This is a genomic window from Geobacter sp. AOG1 (assembly GCF_019972315.1).
GTDB lineage: Bacteria > Desulfobacterota > Desulfuromonadia > Geobacterales > Geobacteraceae > Geomobilimonas.
The window spans coordinates 743,690-765,242 of sequence record NZ_BLIZ01000001.1 but is presented as its reverse complement, the minus strand read 5'-3'; the positions used below and the strand labels follow the sequence as shown (position 1 = coordinate 765,242).

Below are 21,553 nucleotides of genomic sequence, written 5' to 3'. Positions count from 1 at the left end.
CCTTGTACAAAACCTTCACGCAGACCAGATAACCACCAAGTAGCAACAACCAAATCCAACAACATAACCATTTCAGGACAACAGGGGCCATTAGGCTCTTTTTTTGTGCCTGGAATCAGGAAAGGAGTATGTCATGGCTGTATATAAACGAGGTGCTAAAGGTGTCTTCTACATGAATTTCACCGTCAACGGGCAGAGAGTATTCAAGAGTACCGGCAAGTTTACCAAGAAGGAAGCAAAGCAAGTTGAGGCAATGGAACGTCAAAAGCTTATTGATGAGCCGCTAATGACGCCACAGGAACGTAACGCAAAAATGTTTTTGGAAGATGCTATAAAGCAGGTATTTGAGGGGAAGTGGAAAAATAATAAGGATACTCATGGACCCAAGGCCAGAAGCAAGTATCTAGTAGGATTGTTGGGTAATGTCCCTCTTGCCAAGATAGATGATGATGCTGTTGCCACTTTGATTCAAAAATTGGAAGCGAACGGGAATAAACCCGCTACTGTTAACCGGTATCTTTCCACGTTAAAGACGATACTTAGATTCAAACGGCAACCATGGGACCACATCAAGCTGAGGAAAGAGAAGAAAGGACGGCTCAGGGTATTAACCAAGGAGGAAGAAAACATGATGGTGGACTTGCTTCGGAATACAAAGCATAGCGAGAGAAGGTGGTTCTATCCAGATGTTGCTGATCTGGTGGAAGTACTGGTGGATACTGGCATGCGATTGAGCGAGGCATTGTCCATTAGATATGAAAACGTGAATTACCCCAGCAACCTTATACATATATGGGTCAACAAAGGGGACAAGCCAAGAAGCGTACCCATGACCAAGCGGGTAGCTGCAATAATGAAGAGGAGGAAAAATGATGATGATACGTTGCAACCATTTGAATTGACCGTGTACCAAGCAGATAAAGCGTGGGCATGGGCTCGTGAAGAGATGGGGCTTAAGGAGGATAAAGAGTTTATCATCCATGCATTGAGGCATACATGTGCAAGTAGGCTGGTGAACAAGGGTATTGATTTATATGTGGTGAAGGAATGGTTGGGGCATAGCACTATTCAGGTAACGGAAAGATATGCTCACCTGTCACCACATAAGCTTGCTCATGCAGTAATGAAGTTAGAGGAAATAGAGTGATTATTTTGCTACACTTTTGACGCAGATTGTGGTAAAAGTATTCTCCCCTGACGAAAAACTGACGCCTTAACTAGTTGTAATTATTACATATAAGCGTACCGGGAGCCTCTACGAATCCGTAGGTCGGGAGTTCGAATCTCTCCAAGCGCGCCATTTAATCAGATGAAAGACGATGTGTACTGGATGGGGATCGCGCTCCGCGAGGCCAACAAGGCCGCTGACCTGGGTGAGGTCCCCATCGGCGCTGTGGTGGTAAGGGATGACGGTGTGCTCGGCAGAGGCTATAATTTGCGTGAGTCCCGCCATGACCCCACGGCCCATGCCGAAATGATTGCCATCCGTCAGGCGGCTCGCAGGCTGGGCAACTGGCGGTTGTCCGGAGCGACCCTCTACGTTACCGTGGAACCCTGTATCATGTGCATGGGGGGGATACTCCTGGCCCGGATCGACCGGGTTGTATTCGGCTGCCATGACCCGAAGGCGGGTGCGGCGGGTTCCCTCTACGATCTCTCCGCCGACCCCCGGCTCAATCACCGGGTTAGTTTGACCGCCGGCGTGCGGGGCGCTGAGTGCGCCGCGACCATCAGCAATTTTTTCGCGAGTTTGCGCGAGCGGAAGCGACGGAATAACGATGCGGCTGACTGAACGGAGAGATGGCCGAGTGGTCGAAGGCGCCTGACTCGAAATCAGGTGTGGGGGTGACTCCACCTAGGGTTCGAATCCCTATCTCTCCGCCATAAACCCTTTACAAACCAGCACGGTTTATACTATAGTTCCCCTTCACGGAGAGATGTCCGAGCGGTTGAAGGAGCACGCCTGGAAAGCGTGTGTACGTTAATAGCGTACCGAGGGTTCGAATCCCTCTCTCTCCGCCATTATTTCAGCACTGTCGTCGGCTCGCTTCAAGCGCCCCGCCGTGGCAGCACTTGCGGTCAGAGCTGATAGCTGGGTCCCGCGCAACGGAAGGTTATGAATCCCGTCAGGTCCGGAAGGAAGCAGCGGCAGTAACCGGCTCCGTGTGCCGCGGGGGTGCCCAGCTATCAGTTCTGACTGTAAACCCGCGACCCCAACCCCCCTCCCGCAATCCCGTAACTGCATATGAGGTTATCATCCCTTGTCATATCTTGTGTTAGCGAGAAAATGGCGGCCACAGACCTTCCGTGATCTGATCGGGCAGGAGCATGTCAGCCAGACCCTCCAGAATGCCATCGATTCCGGCCGGATCGCCCATGCTTTTCTCTTTACCGGCGCCCGGGGGGTGGGGAAGACCAGTTCGGCCCGGATTCTTGCCAAGGCCCTCAACTGCGAACAGGGGACGTCGACCGAGCCGTGTAACAACTGTTCCGCCTGTACGGAGATAACGGCGGGGACGTCGGTGGATGTCTTCGAAATCGACGGGGCGTCCAACACCAGCGTGGACGACATCCGGGAGTTGCGGGAAAATGTTAAGTATCTCCCTTCCCGAAGCCGCTACAAGATATTCATCATCGACGAAGTGCACATGCTGTCCACCAATGCCTTCAACGCGCTTCTGAAGACCCTGGAAGAGCCTCCTCCCCACGTCAAGTTCATCTTTGCCACCACCGAACCCCACAAACTCCCCATCACCATCCTCTCACGCTGCCAGCGCTTCGATTTCAAGCGGATACCGTTGCCGAAGATCGTTGCCCGTCTCCGCTTCATCGTCGATCAGGAGCAGGTCGGCATCAGTGACGGGGCGCTGGCCATGATCGCCCGCAAAGGGGACGGGAGCATGCGAGATTCTCTTTCGACCCTGGACCAGGTCCTGGCGTTCTGTGGTGAGCGGGTTGGGGACGAGGATGTGGTCGCCCTTCTTGGTGTCGTCGACCGCCGCCTGTTGCAGGAGACTGCGCGGTCGATCTTTGCCCGGGATTGCCGGGGAGTGCTGGACATTGTGCGGCAGGTGGATGGTTACGGCTACAACATGCGTCATTTCGGCCAGGAATTGATCGACCAGTTCCGTACGTTGGTCATCCTCAAGGCAGTGGGGGATGCCGCTGAGTTTGCCGAGCTATCCGCCGGCGAACTGGCGGAATTGCAGGAGCTGTCAGGCGGTGTCGCTCTGGGTGAGCTCCAACGCCACCTGACCCTTCTGTTGCGGGCGGATACGGAGATAGCTCAGAGCAGTTTTCCGCGGTTGGTTCTGGAAATGGTACTGCTGAAAATGGCGAATCTGGCGCCGGTCGTGCCGGTTGACGAGCTTCTGGCCCGTCTTCAGGTATTGGAAAAACCGGCGAGTGGTATAGTGGCTTCCGGTGTGCCGAGTTGGGAGGCACCCCGTTCCCGCCAGGCGGAGGCGCCTGCCGCTCGGACCCGTCCTGAATTACCCCGTTCCACCAAACCCCCGCAGCTTGCGGAGGAGGCCGATTCTCCCGGTTTGTGTGCGGAACCCGCTCCGGCGCCTGCTGCGGCTCAGGCGAAGACCTCTGAAGCGGGGGGCGGTGACTGGGAGGGATTCGTAGCGTTCGTGCGGGGGAAAAAGCCGTTGTTGGCTGCCCTTCTTGAGCATGGCCGGCCGCTTAAGGTTTCTGCCCAAGCGATGGAACTGGGCTATAGCGCTGGTTCATTCCAGTACAACAAGCTGAAAGACGCCGACGTGATTGCCGATTTGACCGGTCTTGCCCAAGCCTATTTCCGCACAGCTACCGCGGTGCAGCTAAAGCCATTGAGCGGGAGTACGGAAGGTCTTCCCCCGACGCTCCTGGAAAAAAAAAGTCTTGATCAGTCTGCCCGCGAGCAGGAACTGAGGGCGGTTGCTGTTGGTCATCCGCTGGTGGCGGCCGCTCTGGAAATTTTTGACGGTGTGATCGAATCGGTAAAAGAGGGCGATGGTTCCGAAAAAGTATAACTGCGTTTTAGTATAACAAAATTTGTTCAGCGTGAGTAAAAAAATATACTACTAACCCAAGGAGGTTACGGATGTCGAAAGGTTTGGCGCAGATCATGAAACAGGCCCAGATGATGCAGCAGAAGATGGCGAAATTACAGGAAGATGCAGCCCAAAAAACCGCCGAGGCCACGGTGGGTGGGGGCATGGTGACAGCGGTGGTCAACGGCAAGAACCAGCTTCTTTCACTTACGATCAAAAAAGAGGCGGTAGATCCGGAAGATGTCGAAATGCTTCAGGATCTTGTCGTCGCGGCGGTAAATGAAGCCTTGACCAAGGTGCAGGGTGAACTGTCCGAACAGATGGGAAAGATAACGGGCGGCCTCAGTATTCCTGGGCTGTTTTGAGCCCGGTGTCACGGCAATGCCAGTTTATTTTTCACTCCCCACCGCTGGGGAGTGCTTCTGAACAGGAGCGGGCAGAGTGAAATATCTGCCCGCTTGTAACATTACGTAACGATTATTTATTATGCATTATTTTTATGCATAATAAATTTTTTTATTTATAGTATAATAAAAAAATGTTTTATCTTATCGGGAAAATATGCTACATTTTTCTGCGTCATTGACAAAGCTTCTTGGTGAATTGAAGAAACTGCCGGGAGTTGGGGAAAAAACCGCATTACGGCTCGCCTTTCACCTGTTGAAATCCCCTGCGAATGTTCATGCTCTGGCGGAAAGCCTGGTGGAAGTGGGCAGCAGGGTGCGCTTCTGTTCCACCTGCTTCGGGATCACCGAGGCGGACCCCTGCCATATCTGCACGGGTGACCGCGATTCGGCGCTTATCTGCGTGGTGGAAGAGCCCCAAGACATGCTGGCCATCGAGCGGAGCCACTCCTTCAAAGGGCGCTATCATGTGCTCCACGGGGCATTGTCTCCCTTGAGCGGCATCACGCCGGGACAGCTGAAGATTCGGGAACTTATGGAACGGCTTGAGCGGGGTGGATGCAACGAGGTGATACTGGCCACAAATTTCACCGTGGAAGGAGAGGCGACGGCACTCTATCTGGCCCGCCTTATCAAGCCGCTGGGAATACGGATCACCCGTCTTGCCCATGGTATCCCTCTCGGTTCCGACCTTGAGTATGTGGATCTGGCAACAGTACAGCGGGCCATGGAGGGACGGTCCGAGGTTTAGTGGTCGATAGCGATAGATACTTGAAGCAGACGGGATTGCGTTTCGAATAATCCACGAAAATCAGACAGGAGGAGTTTTATGAGTCGCAAAATGGTAACCATTGACGGCAACACCGCGGCGGCCCATGTGGCCCACGCCACCAACGAGGTGATTGCCATCTATCCCATTACGCCGTCATCGGTCATGGGGGAGATATCCGATGCCAAGAGCGCGGTCGGCGAGAAAAACATCTGGGGCAACGTCCCGTCTGTGGTCGAGATGCAGTCAGAAGGCGGCGCAGCCGGTGCCGTACACGGTGCCCTGCAGGCCGGTGCACTGACCACCACCTTCACCGCCAGCCAGGGTCTGCTGCTGATGATCCCCAACATGTTCAAGATTGCCGGCGAGTTGACCTCCACCGTATTCCATGTGTCTGCCCGTGCTATCGCGGCCCAGGCCCTGTCGATCTTCGGCGACCACTCGGACGTGATGTCCTGCCGCTCCACCGGCTGGGCCTTCTTCTGTTCCAACAACGTACAGGAGGTTATGGACTTTGCGCTGATCGCCCAGTCCTCAACCCTGCGCAGCCGGGTGCCGTTCCTGCACTACTTCGACGGTTTCCGCACCTCCCACGAGATCCAGAAGGTAGAGGAACTTTCATTCGACGAGATGCGAGCCATGCTGGACGACAAGCTGATCGCCGCACACAAGGGGCGTGGCCTGAATCCTGACCGCCCGGTAATGCGTGGTACCGCCCAGAACCCGGATGTCTACTTCCAGGGACGCGAGACCGTCAATCCCTACTATCCGGCCTGCGAAAAGATCGTGCAGGAAGAGATGGACAAGTTCGGCAAGCTGACCGGCCGCAAGTACAAGCTGGTTGATTATGTCGGCGCTAAGGATGCCGAGCGTGTAGTGGTGGTGATGGGTTCCGGTGCCGATGTGGTGCAGGACACCGTGGAAAACCTGGTCAAGAAGGGGGAGAAAGTTGGCGTGGTTAAGATTCGCCTCTATCGCCCCTTCCCGCTGGATGCCTTCATCAAGGCTCTCCCCAAGACCGTCAAGAAAATCGCCGTGCTGGACCGCACCAAGGAGCCCGGCGCCCTGGGCGAGCCGATCTATCTGGATGTGCGCACCGCCATTGGGGAAGCCATGGCTTCCGGCAAGTTCAAATGCGACGGTTATCCGGTCATCGTGGGCGGACGCTACGGCCTGGGGTCCAAGGAGTTCAACCCGGCCATGGCCAAGGCGGTGCTGGACAACCTCAAAGCTGCCAAGCCAAAGAACAAGTTTGTCGTCGGTATCGAAGAGGATGTCACCAACTGCAGCCTGAAGGTGGACTACTCCTACAAGAACCCGATGGAAGGGGCCTACCAGGCCATGTTCTTCGGCCTCGGTTCCGACGGTACGGTGGGGGCTAACAAAAACTCCATCAAGATCATCGGCGAGGAGACCAGCAACAACGCCCAGGCCTACTTCGTGTACGACTCCAAGAAGGCCGGCTCCATGACCACCTCGCACCTCCGGTTCGGCAAGAAGTACATCCGCGCACCGTATCTGGTGCAGGAGGCCGACTTCGTGGCCTGCCACAACTTTTCCTTCCTGGAGAAGTATGACATGCTGAGCAAGGCTAAGCCTGGTGCCACGTTCCTGCTGAACGCACCGTTCGGCCCCAAGGACGTCTGGGACACCATGCCCAAAGAGGTGCAGCAGCAGATCATCGACAAGAAGATGAAGTTCTTCGTGATTGACGGCGTCAAGCTGGGGAACGAGATCGGCCTGGGACCCCGCATCAACGTGATCATGCAGACTGCATTCTTCAAGATATCCAGCATCATCCCGCTGAAGGACGCCGTGGCCTCCATCAAGGATGCCATCAAGAAGTCCTACGGAAAGGCTGGCGAAAAAGTACTGGAGATGAACTACAAGGCTGTTGAGGCTGGTCTGAACAACTTCTACGAAGTGAAGGTTCCTGCCAAGGCTTCCAGCAAGCTGAAGATGGCTGCTGCAGTCTCCGCCAAAGCCCCCAAGTTCGTCAAGGACGTTACCGGCGTGATCGTGGCCGGCCTGGGCGATCAGCTGCCGGTTTCCATGATGCCGGCTGACGGCACCTTCCCGACCGCCACCTCCCAGTACGAGAAACGCAACATCGCCACCGAAATCCCGGTCTGGGACGAGAAGATCTGTATCCAGTGCGGCATCTGCTCCTTTGTCTGCCCCCATGCCTCAGTGCGGATGAAGGCCTACGACGCCAAGGAACTGAAATCGGCACCAAAGGCATTCAAATCGGTCGACTGTACCATCCCCGAAATGAAGGGCAAAAAGCTGACCGTCCAGGTGGCACCGGAAGACTGTACCGGTTGTGGCGCCTGTGCTTACAACTGCCCTGCCAAGGACAAGCAGAATCCGAATCACAAGGCGCTGGACATGGCATTCCAGCCTCCTTTGCGGGCACAAGAGGCAGAGAACTTCGACTTCTTCCTCAAGCTGCCTGATGTGGATGCGACCCAGGTCAAGCTGGAGACCCTGCGGAGCAACCAGCTGGTCCGACCGCTGTTCGAGTTCTCCGGTGCCTGTGCCGGCTGCGGCGAGACCCCGTACCTGAAACTGCTGACCCAGCTGTTCGGCGACCGGATGATGGTTGCCAACGCTACCGGCTGCTCCTCGATCTACGGCGGCAACCTCCCCACCACACCGTACGCGCAGCGTGCTGACGGTCGTGGGCCAGCCTGGTCCAACTCGCTGTTCGAGGACAATGCCGAGTTCGGTTACGGCATGCGCCTGACCGTTGATCAATTCACCAAATCAGCCGGTGACTATCTGACCGAACTGGCTAACAACAAGACATTTGCTGCTAATGCCAAACTGTGCAAGGAAATCCTCTCTGCAGATCAGTCCAGCCAGGCAGGCATCGAGGCCCAACGCGGCCGCGTGGAGAAACTCAAGGCTGCCCTGAAGGGGAGCAAGGACAAAACGGCCAAGCAACTGCTGCCGATTATGGACTACCTGGTCAAGAAGTCGGTCTGGTGCATTGGTGGCGACGGCTGGGCCTATGACATCGGTTTCGGCGGCCTGGACCATGTCATCGCCTCCGGCAAGAACATCAACCTGTTCGTACTGGATACCGAAGTCTACTCCAACACCGGCGGACAGGCCTCCAAATCGACACCGATGGGCGCTGTCGGGCTCTTTGCTGCCGGTGGCAAACCGGTGAGCAAGAAGGACCTGGGAATGATCGCCATGTCCTACGGTTCGGTTTACGTGGCACAGGTCTCCCTGGCCAATCCGGCCCAGTGCATCAAAGCGATGCTGGAAGCCGAGGCCTATGACGGCCCCTCGATCATCATCGCCTACTCGCACTGTATCGCACACGGCATCAACATGACCGCTGGTGTGGATGCTCAGAAAAAGGCAGTACAGTCCGGCTACTGGCCGCTGTACCGCTACAACCCGACCCTGGCTGCCGAGAACAAGAACCCGCTGCAGCTGGACAGCAAGCCGGCAACCATCAGCTTTGACGAGTACACCAATAACGAAAACCGCTATCGGATGCTCAAAAAGGCGAACCCCAAGCAGGCAGAGGCGCTGATGAAGAAAGCCGGTGAATGGGCTAAGACCCACTTCGCATACTACCAGAAGCTGGCGGCCCTCGACTTCGAGGATTCCAGCAAGAAGTAAATAACGTAATAATTAGTCATTGTTCTTCTGTGTCGTTCAAAAGCCCCGGCGGGAAACTGCCGGGGCTTTTCCGTATTTAGCCGGTAAATGGTCGAAAAACCTTGAAAGGGCAGCCCGTTTCTGCTATATCTAGCCGCTGCCGGCAAATTCTCTCACCGCACAAGGGGTGCTCCATGGCGAATCCTCAGATGGTGATGTATGATGAGGAATTCAAACAGATAAACGTCGTTATCGAAAAGCTGCTGCGTGAAGCCAATGCCAAGGTGATTTTTCTTGTGGACAAGAACGGCCAGCTGATCTCAGGGGTTGGCGAGGTGGAGCGCTTCGACACCACGTCGCTGGCGTCCCTGACGGCCGGCAATATCGCCGCCACTGGCGGCCTTGCCAAGCTGATCGGCGAGAAAGAGTTCTCCATCCTCTTTCACGAAGGGGAAAAGGACAACCTCCACATTTCCATCGTCGGCGGAAGGGTCATCCTCGTCGTGCTGTTCGACAGTCGTTCATCACTCGGGCTGGTCAGGCTCCGGGTGAAAAAGGCGTCAGACGAATTGACCACCATCTTCAACCGGCTTCTCGAGAAGGCCGAGGAGAAGGAAAAGAGCGGCGAAACCGATTTCCCCTTCGCGGAAATCACCGATGACGACATAGACAATCTCTTCAGCTGAGACTTGAGGTAACGGCAGATGTCCTTTATCAACTACGCCTCCCGGGAGATAAACTGCAAGATCGTTTATTACGGGCCGGGCCTGTGTGGCAAGACCACGAACCTGCAGTTTGTCTACCAGAAAACCGCACCCGACGCCAAGGGGAAGATGATAAGCCTGGCGACGGAAACGGAGCGGACCCTTTTCTTCGACTTTCTGCCGCTGGCTTTGGGGGAGATTCGGGGGTTCAAGACTCGGTTTCATCTCTATACCGTGCCGGGACAGGTCTTCTACGATGCCTCCCGCAAGCTGATTCTCAAAGGTGTGGACGGAGTTGTCTTCGTGGCTGACTCGCAGGAAGAGCGGATGGATGCCAACATCGAATCGCTGGAGAATCTCCGGATCAACTTGGTGGAGCAGGGGTACGATCTGGACAAGATTCCCTACGTGGTCCAGTACAACAAGCGCGATCTCCCGAACATCGTGACCGTCGAGGAGCTGCGCCGGGAACTTAATCCGACCGATGTCCCCGATTTCGAGGCGTGCGCCTCCACCGGCGAAGGGGTGTTCGAGACCCTCAAGGCGGTGGCGAAACTGATCCTCATCGATCTGAAAAAGGGTAAATAACCGGTTTCTGCCGTTTCTGCTGATAATAAAAGCCCGTGAGAGAGTCTCGCGGGCTTTTTGCGTTTCGTTGACGATGTCGACCTTCCACGGTGCTATTCTTTACCGCGCGCCTTTTCGTAGTCGTCCGGCGTGTTGAGGTTGAGAAAGGCGGTTCCGAAGGGGTCGAGAGAGGCCAGTTCCGCCGTCTCCACGTACCGGATTCTTATGAGCGAATAGAGGTCGTGAATACGGACATTGCCTGCTTCCAGCATTCGGCGCATAGGCTCCAGACAGGCCTTTGTATAGATGGCGAAGAGGGGCTCCACTCCGTGGGTGGTGAGGGGGACGACGGCGTCGTAGTCATCCCGGCACGAGATGAGGTGGCGCATGATCGCCGCGTTCGGAAAGGGGATGTCGCAGGGAGTGGCGAAGATTGTGGGGGTAGATGCATGGCTCAAGCCGGTGTAGAGGCCTCCCAGAGAACTGCCGGGATAGATGTCGGGCACTACCGGCAGACCATAGGCACTGAACCGTTCCGGCCGGTTGCCGACTAGGAGCACTGAGCCGCAGACCTCCTCGCAAACCCTCAGAACCCGCTCGATGAGCGGTCTGCCCCGGAGGTCCAGAAACGCCTTGTCCGTTCCCATCCTGCGGCTCTGGCCACCGACGAGGATCACGCCGGTTATATCGGGGTTGGGCGAGGACATGCTCGGCATAGTACCGCGTTCATCCGCTGGCCGTCAAAAGAATTTACGGGGCTGCTGTTTCTTTCGTTAGGGTGATGGCTTGGGCGTCAGGAGGGTTCAGGGTCGGTGAGCTCGTCGATGGCCGGGGGCTCGGTCTGCACTTGATGCGGTTCGGACCTTCCGGGCATGATTTCCGAAATCAGCATGCCGGCAATGATCAGCACCGAGCCGAGGTAGCCTATCGAGCCGAGCCGCTCGCCGGCTGCAAGGTAGGCGTAAATCGCCGCGAAAACCGGCTCGGTACAGAAGATCAGCGCGGTATTGGTGGGGCTTATCCAGCGCTGCATGGAGGTCTGGACAAGGAAGGCGAAGACCGTTGCAAACAGCGAGCAGATGATGAGGGCGGGAAGAATCCCGGGGTGATAGACGGCCACCGGGTGGTGGGTGGTCGTGGCCGTCACGGTGCTGAGGAACGCCACGGTGCCGATCTGCAGCGTGGTGAGCCAGTAGATGTCGCTGCCGGCCTTTCGTGCGAAACTGCTCGTTAGGAGGAGATGGAGCGCGACGCAGACAGCGCAGACGGCGGCCAGTATGTCGCCGTGGTTGAACGACCAGCTGCCGTTGGTGCAGAGGAGGTACAAGCCCGTCACGGCGAAGGTGACCGCCAGCTTGACGTTGAACGGGATCGGCTGGCGCAAGACGAGGGAGGCGATGATCGGCACGAAGACAACATTGAGCCCCGTCAGGAAGCCGGTGTTGGAGGCTGACGTGGAGAGAAGCGCGACGGTCTGGAAGGCGAAGGCGGCGAACAGGAACAACCCGAGCACGACACCGTCCCTTATGGTTCTGCCGTTCGGCAGGGGACGCCGGATCAGAACGAAAACGAGGAGGATGACAAAGGCGATGGTGAACCGCTGGGCAAGAAAGACGTACACATCGACACGGGCAATTGCCTCCTTGACGACGGTGAAGGTGATCCCCCAGAAGAAGGTTGTGATGAGCAAGAGCGTTGCGGCCAGGAATTTGTTCATGACAGGTGGTTCCCTTTGGTCGGGGCAGATTGCCGGTTTGTTCCCGGAACTACGGCGTGACAGGATAGTATTCTGGGCTGGACGGGGCTGAAAAGTCAATTGGAAAAGTTTGATGGTCTTACCAAAGCGGTTGACTTCATCAAAAAAACGTTTTATCTTTCCGAAAATAATTTCACCTTTTTATGGAGGTAGTATGAAAAAACTGAGAATGCTGACTCTGCTTGCCGCCGCGAGTGCTTTTGTCGTTGCCATTTCTTCGACGGCTTTTGCCGGCAAGGATCTGAAGACCGTGACCTTTGCCACTGACGCAACCTGGCCTCCCATGGAGATGGTCGATGCCAACAAGAACATCGTCGGGTTCGAAATAGACCTCATGAACGAGATCGCCAAAGCAGCCGGATTCACGCCGGTTTACAAGAATACTGCCTGGGACGGGATTTTCGCCGGTCTTGCCGCCGGCCGTTACGATGCAGTCCTCTCTTCCGTCACCATTACGGATGAGCGGAAGAAGCAGTTCGACTTTTCAGATCCCTACATCAGCGTTGGCCAGATTCTCGTGGTCAGCAAGTCGGCAGGGAACGTCAAGGTACTTGCCGACCTGAAGGGGAAGAAGGTCGGTGCCCAGATTGGCACGACCGGTGCCTTCGAAACCAAGAAGGTTGCAGGGGTTGAACTGAAAACCTACGACGAAGTCGGCCTTGCCTTCGAAGACATGGCGGCCGGTCGTATCTCCGGCGTTGTCTGCGATGAGCCGACCGCCGCCCATTACGCCCTGCAGCGCCAGGAGTACAAGGCCAAGTTCAAGATTGTCGGCAAGTCCTTTACCTCAGAGTCCTACGGCATTGCCGTGCAGAAAGGGAACAAGGAACTGGTTGCCCTTCTCAACAAGGGTATCAAGGCGGTCAAGGCGAAGAAGATCGATGAGAAACTGAAGAAGAAATGGCTCAGATAAGATGAAACTGGAACATGGCAAAGCCGGAAAGTGTATACATCTCTCCGGCTTTGCCATGTATACGAGGCGCGACCTTATTCCGCGACGGAGATGACAAGCAGAACAGATGATGATAACTGATAACGACAACAAGACTATTGAAGTGGGTGATGGCGCCGCCATCCCGACCAAGGCGGATGCCGGCCTCTTTACCGCCTGGCGTATCTCCTTCCTGGGGGCGGTTGGCGCCCTTGCCTATCTTGTTATAGCAAAGCCCGACCCCTATCTGAACATCCTCAAGTTCGTTCCCGACGGTATTGTCGTGACCTTCAAAGTTACCATCGGGGCGATTCTCCTTTCCCTGCTTCTCGGGCTGTTGACGGGACTGGGACGGATATCGGGCAACCGGTTCTTCAACGGTATTGCCTCCGTCTATGTCGAGGTAATCCGCGGTATCCCGCTGCTGGTCCAGATTTTCTACATCTATTATGCCTTGGGGCGGGTAGTTCACGTTCCCGATATGCTGAGTGCGATCATCGCCATGGCTGTCTGCTATGGCGCCTACATGGGTGAGGTCATTCGGGCGGGGATTCAGTCCATTCCCAAAGGACAGATGGAGGCGGCCCTCTCCCTTGGAATGACCCGAACACAGGCCATGGGACACGTTATTCTTCCCCAAGCGATCAAGGTCGTCCTCCCCCCCATCGGCAACGAGTTCATTGCCCTTCTGAAGGATTCGTCCCTCGTCTCCATCCTGGCGGTGTCCGACCTGCTCAGGCGGGGACGGGAATATGCGTCGGAGTCCTTTGCCTATTTCGAGACGTACACGATCATCGCCCTGGTCTACCTGATCATCACCCTGATCCTGTCGAAACTTATCGGCCTGATGGAGGAGCGTATCAATGCCAACAGGTGATCAACGCAGGATGATAGAGGCACGGGATGTGGTCAAGTACTTCGGGCGGTTCAAGGCGCTCGACCGGGTTTCCTTCAATGTCCATGACGGAGAAAAGGTGGTCATTCTCGGGCCGAGCGGTTCCGGCAAGAGCACGCTGCTCCGTTCTCTCAACCAGCTGGAAACGATAGATGCGGGGCGGATTGTGGTCAACGGCATCGACATCAATGATCCCGCCACGGACATCACCCGGGTGCGGGAAGAGGTCGGCATGGTCTTCCAGTCCTTCAACCTCTTTCCCCACAAAACTGTTCTGGAAAACCTTACCCTGGCCCAGGTGGTGGTACGCAAGCGTTCCCGCCAGGAAGCCCGGGAGAAGGCCCTGGAACTTCTCAGGAAGGTCGGTATTGAGGAAAAGGCGGATGTGTACCCGGGTCGGCTGTCGGGGGGGCAACAGCAGCGGGTCGCCATCGCCCGCTCGCTGGCCATGGACCCCAAGCTGATGCTCTTTGACGAGCCGACGTCCGCACTCGACCCGGAGATGATCGGTGAGGTCCTCGATGTCATGAAGGGGCTTGCCCGGGAGGGGATGACCATGGTGGTTGTCACCCACGAAATGGGGTTTGCCCGGGAGGTGGCCGATCGGGTCATCTTCATGGACCACGGTGCAATCGTGGAAGAAGGGACACCGGAACACTTCTTCACCAGCCCGACCCACGAGCGGACTAAACTGTTCCTCAGCCAGATTTTGTAGGAGCGCAGCATTATTTTTATTGTCATGGTGTGTAGTAACTAACCACAAAGGAGGTAGTAATGCGTATCAACAAAAAGTGTCTCGCAGTACTCGCCGCCGCCGCATGTGTGGCGGCCACCGCGGTCCCGGCCCTGGCGCTGGAGAACGAATTTCACGGTATGTTCCGCCTGTTCTCCGCAGTGAACAACTTCAACGCCACGCCGATTACGGACGGGTTCTATCTGCCGGAAGGGCAGGATAAGAAGCCCGGCACTGCCACCTACATTGCCCAGCGGGCCCGGCTCATGTACATCGCCAAGGCCAATGACGATCTGAAGTTGGTCACCCACTTCGAGATCGACTCCCGTTGGGGGGATAACTCTTACGGCTCTAACGGCACCACCCGGAATAACGGCGGTGCCATCGGCGCCGATCAGGTCAACCTGGAGACCAAGAGTGTCTATCTCGATTTCAACATCCCCAAGACTCCCCTCAACGTGAAGCTCGGCATGCAGCCCTTTGACGATTCCTTCAAGGGTGTTTTCGTCGGGGCCGACATGGCCGGTGCCCTTGCTTCCGCCAGCTACGGCAAGTTCAATTCGTCTATCGGCTTCTTCCGTTTCAACGACAATGGTCCGAATCTCACGCCGAAGGTGCTTCCCGGCAAGCAGACCCGGGACATGCTCGTCGTTGACGAAAAATACGCTGTTTCCAAAGAGGTGAAAGTAGGCGGCGCCTACTACATGGTTAATGACGACCGCTCGGCGACAAACAGCATCTTCCACACCCTCGGTGTGAATGGCGAAGCGGCGTTTGGGCCGGTGACCGTCGATGGTTTCCTCATCTACCAGTTCGGCAATCTCGAGTCAAATCCGGCAAACCGGCAGCACCTGAGTGCCTTTGCCGGCAACGTGGGTGCCCGTGCCAAGGTCGGTACCGGTACCGCCCGGACCGAGTTCCTCTATGTCTCCGGCGAAGGGAATCCGGGGAGCCGAGGGACCAGCAATGCCTTCCAGAGCATCGACGACGAGCACGGCTTCTACAACGGCAACATGCAGCTCCTCTTCCGCGACGCCTATTCCATGACCATCGACAACGCTGTCGTCTACACCAGCAACAACCTGGACCGCGGTGTCATCGCCGGCTTCGTGGGCTACGACATGCCGTTCACCTCCAAACTGAGCGGTAGCGCCAACGCCGGTTTTGCCGCGGTGGCCAAGGACACCGGCTTCGCTGGTCACCGCAAGAGCAACTACCTCGGCACCGAACTCAACGCCCAGGCCGACTACAAACTGTACGACAACCTGACGGCCACGCTTCGCGGCGCTTATGTCATCCTCGGCGACTACTACGAAGGTGTTGCTGCCAACGGCCAGGATCCGCAGAACCCCTACATGGCGAGTTTCATGATGAACTACTCGTTCTAAGGCGAAAAGGGGGGCCGGCGGCTTGCCTCCGGCCCTCTTCCTGATATCATTCTTGTCATCCAATCCCATACGAGGAGAATTACCATGAAAAAGATCGCCGTACTCGTGATGACCGCCGTAGCCCTTTCCGCCACCGTGCCGGCCATGGCCGAAATGACCAAGGAAGAGAAGGACCAGTGCCTCCTCGCCTCCAAAAATTGTGCGACCGAGGTAGACAGCATCCAGAAACGGATCAAGAAGCTGAACGCCGAGATCAAGAAGGGTAAGAAGGTCTACTCCGCCGAGGAAATCAAGAAGCTGCAGCAGAAGCTTAAAGAGGCGAACGATATCCTCGACAGCCTTGAGAAGCAGGGTGGCGGCGGCAAGTAATCGGCAGCCGGTGCATCATTGTCATGCGATTGATGGAACGGGCCGGAGCCCGGAGTTTATTACAAGGAGGCAGGTATGAATATGCGTAAGGCAGTATCGTTTCTGACCGTGGCGGCCCTCGCGGCAACGCTGGGAACCACCGTCGGCTGCAAGAAAAAAGAAGGGGGCGAGGCGGCGAAGCCGGCGGGGGATACCGTGAAGATTGGCTTCCTCGGCGCACTGACCGGTGACGTGGCCATGTTCGGCAAGCCGACCCTGGAAGGAATGAAGATGGCCGCGGACGAGATCAACGCCGCCGGCGGGGTAAATGGCAAGAAGATCGAGATCGTCGAGGCGGATAACCGCGGTGACAAGCAGGAAGGGGCTTCCGTAACCCAGAAGCTCATCACCCGCGACAACGTGGTGGCCATCGTCGGCGACCCGACCACCGGCATCACCAAGGTGGCTGCTCCCATTGCCCAGAAGGCCCAGGTCGTGCTCCTCTCCGCCGGTGCCACCGGTCCGGGGGTCGTGGAGAACGGCGACTTCATCTTCCGCGACACCCTGCTCGACAGCGTCGCCATCCCTGCCTGTATCGACTTCTTCGCCAAGGACCTGGGATACAAGAAGGTGGCGGTCATCACCTCCGACAACAACGATTACAGCGTCGGTCTCTCCCAGACCTTCCGCGACGCGGCGAAGGGGAAGGGGATCGAGATCGTTGCCGACGAGAAGGTGAAAGACGGCGACAAGGACTTCAGCGCCCAGATCACCAACATCAAGGCGAAGAAGCCTGATGTCATCTTCTTCTCCGGCTACTACACCGAAGGTGCCCTCATCATGAAGGAAGCCCGCAAGCAGGGGCTCAAGGCCAACATGTTCGGCGGCGACGGCCTTTTCTCGCCGAAGTTCGTAGAGTTGGGTGGCCCGGCGGCCGAAGGCTCCATGTCCGCCCTCGGCTTCTCCCCCGAGCAGGCTTCGCCGGTCACGGCCAAGTTTGTCGAGGCATTCAAGAAGAAGTTCAACGGTGCGGAACCGGGTCTCTTCGATGCCCAGGGGTATGACGCCATCACGCTCCTGGTCGACGCCATGAAGCGGGCCAACAGTGTCGATCCGAAGGTGTTCAAGGATGCTCTTGCCAAGACCAAGGCGTTTGAAGGGGTTTCCGGCACTATCACCATCCGCGCTAACCGCGAGCCGATCAAGTCCCCTCTGGCGCTTCTGGAGGTCAAAGGCGGCAAGTTCGTCCTGAAGGCCAAGGTCCCGGTCAAGATGGACTAGAGAAGAAACTCCATCCCTTTCCGGATGGGACGCACAGAAAAGCCCGGCAGATTAGTCTGCCGGGCTTTTTTCGTTCAGGGAGCGAATCCCTCACCGTACCCCCTGCTGCTCCATGTGGGCACTGAAGCGGCGGACGTGGTCTTGGGCTATGGTCCGCGCCTCGTCCGGTCGCCTGGACTCGATGGCGGTGACGAGGTTCACGATGTCCTGGTGGTTTTCCCGCAGGAGCGGCTCTTCCATGGGGAGATAGCTCTCGTAGTAGGTGTGGATGTTGTGGGAGATGGTGGCGAGCACCGATATGAAGAGCGGGTTGTGGGTCGTTTCGGCGATGGCCAAGTGGATCTCCTCGTCCGTCCGGATGAAGGAGTCCCAGTGCTCGCGCCCCTTGTCGAGATAGGCGGCGGCCTTGGCGATCAGCCCCCTGAGCCGCGCGATATCGTCTGCTGTGGCACGTTCCGCTGCGTGGGCGGCCACATCCCCCTCAAGGCCGATGCGGAACTCGGCCAGGTTCTGCAGGGAGACCTTCTTGTAGCGGATGAGGAGGTCGAGACTCTCGCTCACCTGCTGAGTGCTCACCCCCTTGACGATGGAACCACCGGCAACGCCGGTCCTGATCTCGATGAGTCCCTTCTGCTCCAGGACCCGCAGGGCTTCCCGCAGCGTCCCCCGGCTGATGGTAAAGAGTTCCTTGAGCTCCCGCTCGGGAGGAAGCTGGTCCCCCGCCTTCAGCTTGCCGGAGACGATGGCCTCCTGGATCTGTTCCACCACGTCCTGGAATATCCGGTTCTGCTTTGCTTTGCGAAACATTTGTCCAATCCTTGGTAAACTTTGAAAAGTCAGTTCACACGTGGTCTGTCTAACGGTTAAACCTTTATAACATGTTCATGCGGCAATGGCAACAAACGGTCATATATCAATCGGTTGACAGGTGTGAACAAATGGTATATGTAATGGTTTAACCATTACAATAGAAGGCGGGGAGTCATTCTATGGAACAGGAACTGAACAGCAGGGTCATGGCGCGGGGGAAGGAGTTCTTCTCCGCTATCTCGGGTGAGAAGCCTTCCCTTTTCAATAAGGGGGCGTGGATGGGGAAGGTGATGGACTGGAGCATGCAGAATGAACAGTTCAAGATCCAGATGTTCCGGTTCGTGGACGTCTTTCCGTCTCTCACCACCAGCAAGCTCCTGACGGAGCACATCCGCGAGTATTTCGGCAACGAGCAGGAGATGCCCGCGTTCATGTCCACCGGCGCCAAGGTGGCGGGGATGCTCGGCTCCCTCGGGGGAGCGATGCTCAACAAGGTGCTGACGTCCAACATCGAAGAGATGGCGCGGCAGTTTATCGTCGGCGAGACGACGAAGGAAGCGGTGAAGAACCTGGAGAAACTCAGAAAAGAGGGGTTTGCCGCCGTGATGGACGTGCTGGGGGAGGCGACCCTTTCCGAGGAAGAGGCGGAAACCTACACCAATACGTACCTGGAACTTCTCGAAGCCCTGAAGAAAGAGCAGGGAAGCTGGAAGGGGCTGCCGGGGAAGGGGGGGGACCCGAACCTGGACTGGGGGCATGCACCCAAGGTCAACGTGGCGGTGAAACCGACGGCCCTCTTCTGTCTTGCCAATCCCCAGGATTTCGAGGGGTCGGTGGTGGCGATCCTGAACCGGATGCGCCGGATCATGGAGAAGGTCGTCGAATTGAACGGCTTCCTCTGCATCGACATGGAGTCCTACCGGCACAAGGAGATCATTCTTGAGGTGTTCCGCCGCCTGAAGCTCGAGTTCAGGGAGTACCCCCATCTGGGGATCGTGCTCCAGGCCTACCTGAAGGATACGGACCGGGATCTGGAGGACCTGCTCGCCTGGACGCGGCAGAACGGGGTGCGGATTTCCATTCGTCTCGTCAAAGGGGCCTACTGGGATTACGAGACGGTCAAGGCCAAGCAGAACGACTGGGACGTGCCGGTCTGGACCATCAAGGCGGAGAGTGACGCCGCCTACGAGCGCCAGGCGCGCAAGATCATGGAGAACCATGGAATATGCCACTTCGCCTGCGCCTCCCACAACATCCGGACGGTCTCTGCGGTCATGGAGATGGCGCGGGAACTGAACGTGCCCGAGGATCGCTACGAATTCCAGGTGCTCTACGGCATGGCCGAACCGGTCCGCAAGGGAATCCTGAAGGTCGCCGGTCGCATCCGCCTCTACTGCCCCTACGGCGACATGGTGCCGGGAATGGGATATCTGGTGCGGCGGCTCCTGGAGAATACGGCCAATGAGTCGTTCCTCCGCCAGAGCTTTGCCGAGGATGCACAGATCGAGAAGCTCCTGGAAGACCCGTCGGTGACTGCCGAGCGGGAGCGGGCGGCCCGCCTGCTCATGCCAAAGAAGGAACGGTCCGGCCCCGGTGGACTCAAAGCCTTTTTCAACGAAGCGATGGTGGATTTTACCCGCGCCGACCACCGGTCAGCCTTTCCTGGCGCAATCGCAGCAGTCCGTGCACAGCTCGGCAGAACCTATCCCCTCTTCATCAAGGGAAACGAACTAACCACCACCGATCTGATTCCGACCGTCAACCCCAACAAGCCATCCGAGGTCCTCGGCCAGATCTGCCAGGCGGGCACCAAGGAGGTGGGAGACGCCGTGGCCGCTGCCAAGGCGGCCTTCCCTGCCTGGCGCGACACCGATCCCCGGACCCGGGCCGAATATCTTCTCAAGGCAGCCCAGGCGGCCCGCAAACGCATTTTTGAGCTCTCCGCGTGGCAGGTACTGGAAATCGGCAAGCAGTGGGACCAGGCGTATGCCGATGTCGGGGAGGCGATCGACTTCCTCGAATACTATGCGCGGGAGACAATCCGTCTGGGTGAGCCCCAACGGATCGGGCATGCGCCGGGAGAGCTGAACCACTACTTCTATGAACCGAAGGGAGTGGCCGCGGTCATCGCTCCGTGGAACTTTCCCCTGGCCATCAGCATGGGGATGGCCTCTGCCGCCATCGTCACCGGAAACTGCGTGGTATTCAAGCCGTCCGGCATCACCTCCATCATCGGCTGGCACCTGGTGGAACTTTTCCGGGAGGCGGGGCTTCCTGCAGGGGTCTTCAACTATACCCCGGGGCGCGGGTCGGTCATGGGGGACTACCTGGTGGATCACCCGGATGTGAGCCTCATCGCCTTCACCGGCTCCATGGAGACGGGCTTAAGGATCATCGAGCGGGCGGCAAAAGTTCATCCGGGGCAGGCCAACGTGAAGAAGATCATCTGCGAGATGGGGGGGAAGAACGCCATCATCATCGACGACGATGCCGACCTGGACGAGGCGGTCCCCCATGTCCTCTATTCCGCCTTCGGCTTCCAGGGGCAGAAGTGCTCCGCCTGTTCCCGGGTCATCGTCCTTGACGCGGTGTACGACAAGTTCGTGGCGCGGTTGGTCAGCATGGCCCAGGCCACAAAGGTCGGCCCTTCGGAAGACCCGACCTTCTACATGGGGGCGGTGGCCGACGACAAGGCGCAAAAGAGCATCAGAGATTATGCCGAGATCGGCAAGAAGGAGGGACATCTCCTCTACGAGAGCCCGGTGCCGACCGGGGAGGGGTACTACGTCCCCATGACCATCATCGGCGGCATTACGCCGGAGCACCGCATCGCCCAGGAAGAGATCTTCGGACCGGTGCTGGCGGTCATGCGGGCGAAGGATTTCGACCAGGCCATCGCGTGGGCCAATTCCACCAAATTTGCCCTCACCGGCGGCATCTTCAGCCGCAGCCCCGAGCATCTCGCCACGGCGCGGAGGGAGTTCCGGGTGGGGAACCTGTACATCAACCGAAACAACACCGGTGCACTGGTGGAACGCCAGCCGTTCGGCGGCTCCCGGATGTCCGGGGTCGGAACCAAGGCGGGTGGTCCCGACTATCTTCTCCACTTCATGGACCCCCGGGTCGTCACCGAAAATACCATGCGGCGCGGGTTTGCGCCGGTGGAGGCGGATGACGACTGGGTGGCATGAGGGAAGCCTTGACGCTCGACAGCTTTTCTGCAATAATCCGCGTTCGGTAAGGCAGAATTCCTGTTTGATGAGGTTAAATTTTTCTGAAAGAGGTGCCGAACGTGAAAAAAATAGTCCTGGT

General features: G+C 57.3%; 18 protein-coding genes, 2 tRNA genes and 1 other RNA gene. 18 read left to right on the top strand and 3 right to left on the bottom strand.

Going from position 1 to position 21,553, the window contains the following annotated elements:
• Window positions 1-133 precede the first annotated feature (133 nt).
• From LDN04_RS03435 to LDN04_RS03385, 11 genes are all read left to right on the top strand, one after another.
• Window positions 134-1,147, top strand: coding sequence for a site-specific integrase (locus tag LDN04_RS03435; protein ID WP_223906338.1), 1,014 nt, complete (start codon window positions 134-136; stop codon window positions 1,145-1,147).
• A 162-nt stretch (window positions 1,148-1,309) separates the two neighbouring features.
• On the top strand, window positions 1,310-1,792 hold the full coding sequence (gene tadA / locus LDN04_RS03430; protein WP_223906336.1) for a tRNA adenosine(34) deaminase TadA: 483 nt from the start codon (window positions 1,310-1,312) through the stop codon (window positions 1,790-1,792).
• A 2-nt stretch (window positions 1,793-1,794) separates the two neighbouring features.
• Window positions 1,795-1,884: transfer RNA gene (locus LDN04_RS03425), tRNA-Ser, on the top strand.
• A gap of 47 nt (window positions 1,885-1,931) precedes the next feature.
• A tRNA-Ser gene (locus LDN04_RS03420) sits at window positions 1,932-2,022 on the top strand.
• A 68-nt stretch (window positions 2,023-2,090) separates the two neighbouring features.
• An RNA gene (ffs, locus tag LDN04_RS03415) (signal recognition particle sRNA small type) lies at window positions 2,091-2,189 on the top strand.
• Between the two features lie 72 nt (window positions 2,190-2,261).
• Entirely contained in the window at window positions 2,262-4,016 is a 1,755-nt protein-coding gene (gene dnaX / locus LDN04_RS03410) for a DNA polymerase III subunit gamma/tau (RefSeq protein WP_223906334.1), read from the top strand.
• Window positions 4,017-4,087: 71 nt separating this feature from the next.
• Complete coding sequence (locus tag LDN04_RS03405; protein WP_223906332.1) at window positions 4,088-4,402, top strand: YbaB/EbfC family nucleoid-associated protein; 315 nt, start codon at window positions 4,088-4,090, stop codon at window positions 4,400-4,402.
• 196 nt (window positions 4,403-4,598) lie between these two features.
• A complete protein-coding gene (gene recR, locus LDN04_RS03400; protein WP_223906330.1) occupies window positions 4,599-5,192 on the top strand; it encodes a recombination mediator RecR in 594 nt (197 codons plus the stop codon).
• A gap of 78 nt (window positions 5,193-5,270) precedes the next feature.
• On the top strand, window positions 5,271-8,849 hold the full coding sequence (gene nifJ / locus LDN04_RS03395) for a pyruvate:ferredoxin (flavodoxin) oxidoreductase (protein ID WP_223906328.1): 3,579 nt from the start codon (window positions 5,271-5,273) through the stop codon (window positions 8,847-8,849).
• Window positions 8,850-9,022: 173 nt separating this feature from the next.
• Window positions 9,023-9,514 (top strand): roadblock/LC7 domain-containing protein, encoded by a 492-nt coding sequence (locus LDN04_RS03390; protein ID WP_214173951.1) that lies wholly within the window; start codon window positions 9,023-9,025, stop codon window positions 9,512-9,514.
• Window positions 9,515-9,532: 18 nt separating this feature from the next.
• Window positions 9,533-10,120 carry an ATP/GTP-binding protein gene (locus tag LDN04_RS03385; protein WP_223906326.1) on the top strand — a complete coding sequence of 196 codons (588 nt, stop codon included), beginning with the start codon at window positions 9,533-9,535 and terminating at the stop codon, window positions 10,118-10,120.
• 92 nt (window positions 10,121-10,212) lie between these two features.
• On the opposite strand, the gene LDN04_RS03380 is transcribed toward LDN04_RS03385, so the two are convergent.
• The gene (locus LDN04_RS03380) at window positions 10,213-10,806 is read right to left on the bottom strand and encodes a molybdenum cofactor guanylyltransferase (protein WP_223906324.1); all 594 of its coding nucleotides are present in this window, start codon (window positions 10,804-10,806) and stop codon (window positions 10,213-10,215) included.
• A gap of 86 nt (window positions 10,807-10,892) precedes the next feature.
• A complete protein-coding gene (locus tag LDN04_RS03375) occupies window positions 10,893-11,816 on the bottom strand; it encodes a DMT family transporter (protein ID WP_223906322.1) in 924 nt (307 codons plus the stop codon).
• A gap of 193 nt (window positions 11,817-12,009) precedes the next feature.
• Here LDN04_RS03375 and LDN04_RS03370 point away from each other — a divergent pair, with 193 nt between their 5' ends.
• The 6 genes from LDN04_RS03370 (at window position 12,010) to LDN04_RS03345 (ending at window position 17,431) form a co-directional block, all read left to right on the top strand.
• Complete coding sequence (locus LDN04_RS03370) at window positions 12,010-12,768, top strand: basic amino acid ABC transporter substrate-binding protein (protein WP_223906320.1); 759 nt, start codon at window positions 12,010-12,012, stop codon at window positions 12,766-12,768.
• Between the two features lie 109 nt (window positions 12,769-12,877).
• Entirely contained in the window at window positions 12,878-13,663 is a 786-nt protein-coding gene (locus LDN04_RS03365) for an amino acid ABC transporter permease (protein WP_374045162.1), read from the top strand.
• The gene (locus tag LDN04_RS03360) at window positions 13,650-14,396 is read left to right on the top strand and encodes an amino acid ABC transporter ATP-binding protein (protein WP_308464653.1); all 747 of its coding nucleotides are present in this window, start codon (window positions 13,650-13,652) and stop codon (window positions 14,394-14,396) included. Before LDN04_RS03365 ends, LDN04_RS03360 begins: the two co-directional genes overlap by 14 nt.
• 59 nt (window positions 14,397-14,455) lie before the next feature.
• Window positions 14,456-15,802, top strand: a complete 1,347-nt coding sequence (locus LDN04_RS03355) for a hypothetical protein (protein WP_223906317.1) — start codon at window positions 14,456-14,458, stop codon at window positions 15,800-15,802.
• 84 nt (window positions 15,803-15,886) lie between these two features.
• Complete coding sequence (locus tag LDN04_RS03350; RefSeq protein WP_223906315.1) at window positions 15,887-16,171, top strand: hypothetical protein; 285 nt, start codon at window positions 15,887-15,889, stop codon at window positions 16,169-16,171.
• Window positions 16,172-16,246: 75 nt separating this feature from the next.
• Window positions 16,247-17,431: an ABC transporter substrate-binding protein gene (locus LDN04_RS03345; protein WP_223906313.1), complete on the top strand. Its 1,185-nt coding sequence runs from the start codon at window positions 16,247-16,249 to the stop codon at window positions 17,429-17,431.
• Window positions 17,432-17,521: 90 nt separating this feature from the next.
• Here the strand turns inward: LDN04_RS03345 and LDN04_RS03340 are convergent, their stop codons facing one another.
• On the bottom strand, window positions 17,522-18,238 hold the full coding sequence (locus tag LDN04_RS03340) for a FadR/GntR family transcriptional regulator (protein ID WP_223906311.1): 717 nt from the start codon (window positions 18,236-18,238) through the stop codon (window positions 17,522-17,524).
• Window positions 18,239-18,420: 182 nt separating this feature from the next.
• Between LDN04_RS03340 and pruA the strand changes: the two genes are divergently transcribed.
• Entirely contained in the window at window positions 18,421-21,432 is a 3,012-nt protein-coding gene (gene pruA / locus LDN04_RS03335) for an L-glutamate gamma-semialdehyde dehydrogenase (protein WP_223906309.1), read from the top strand.
• Window positions 21,433-21,553 lie beyond the last annotated feature (121 nt).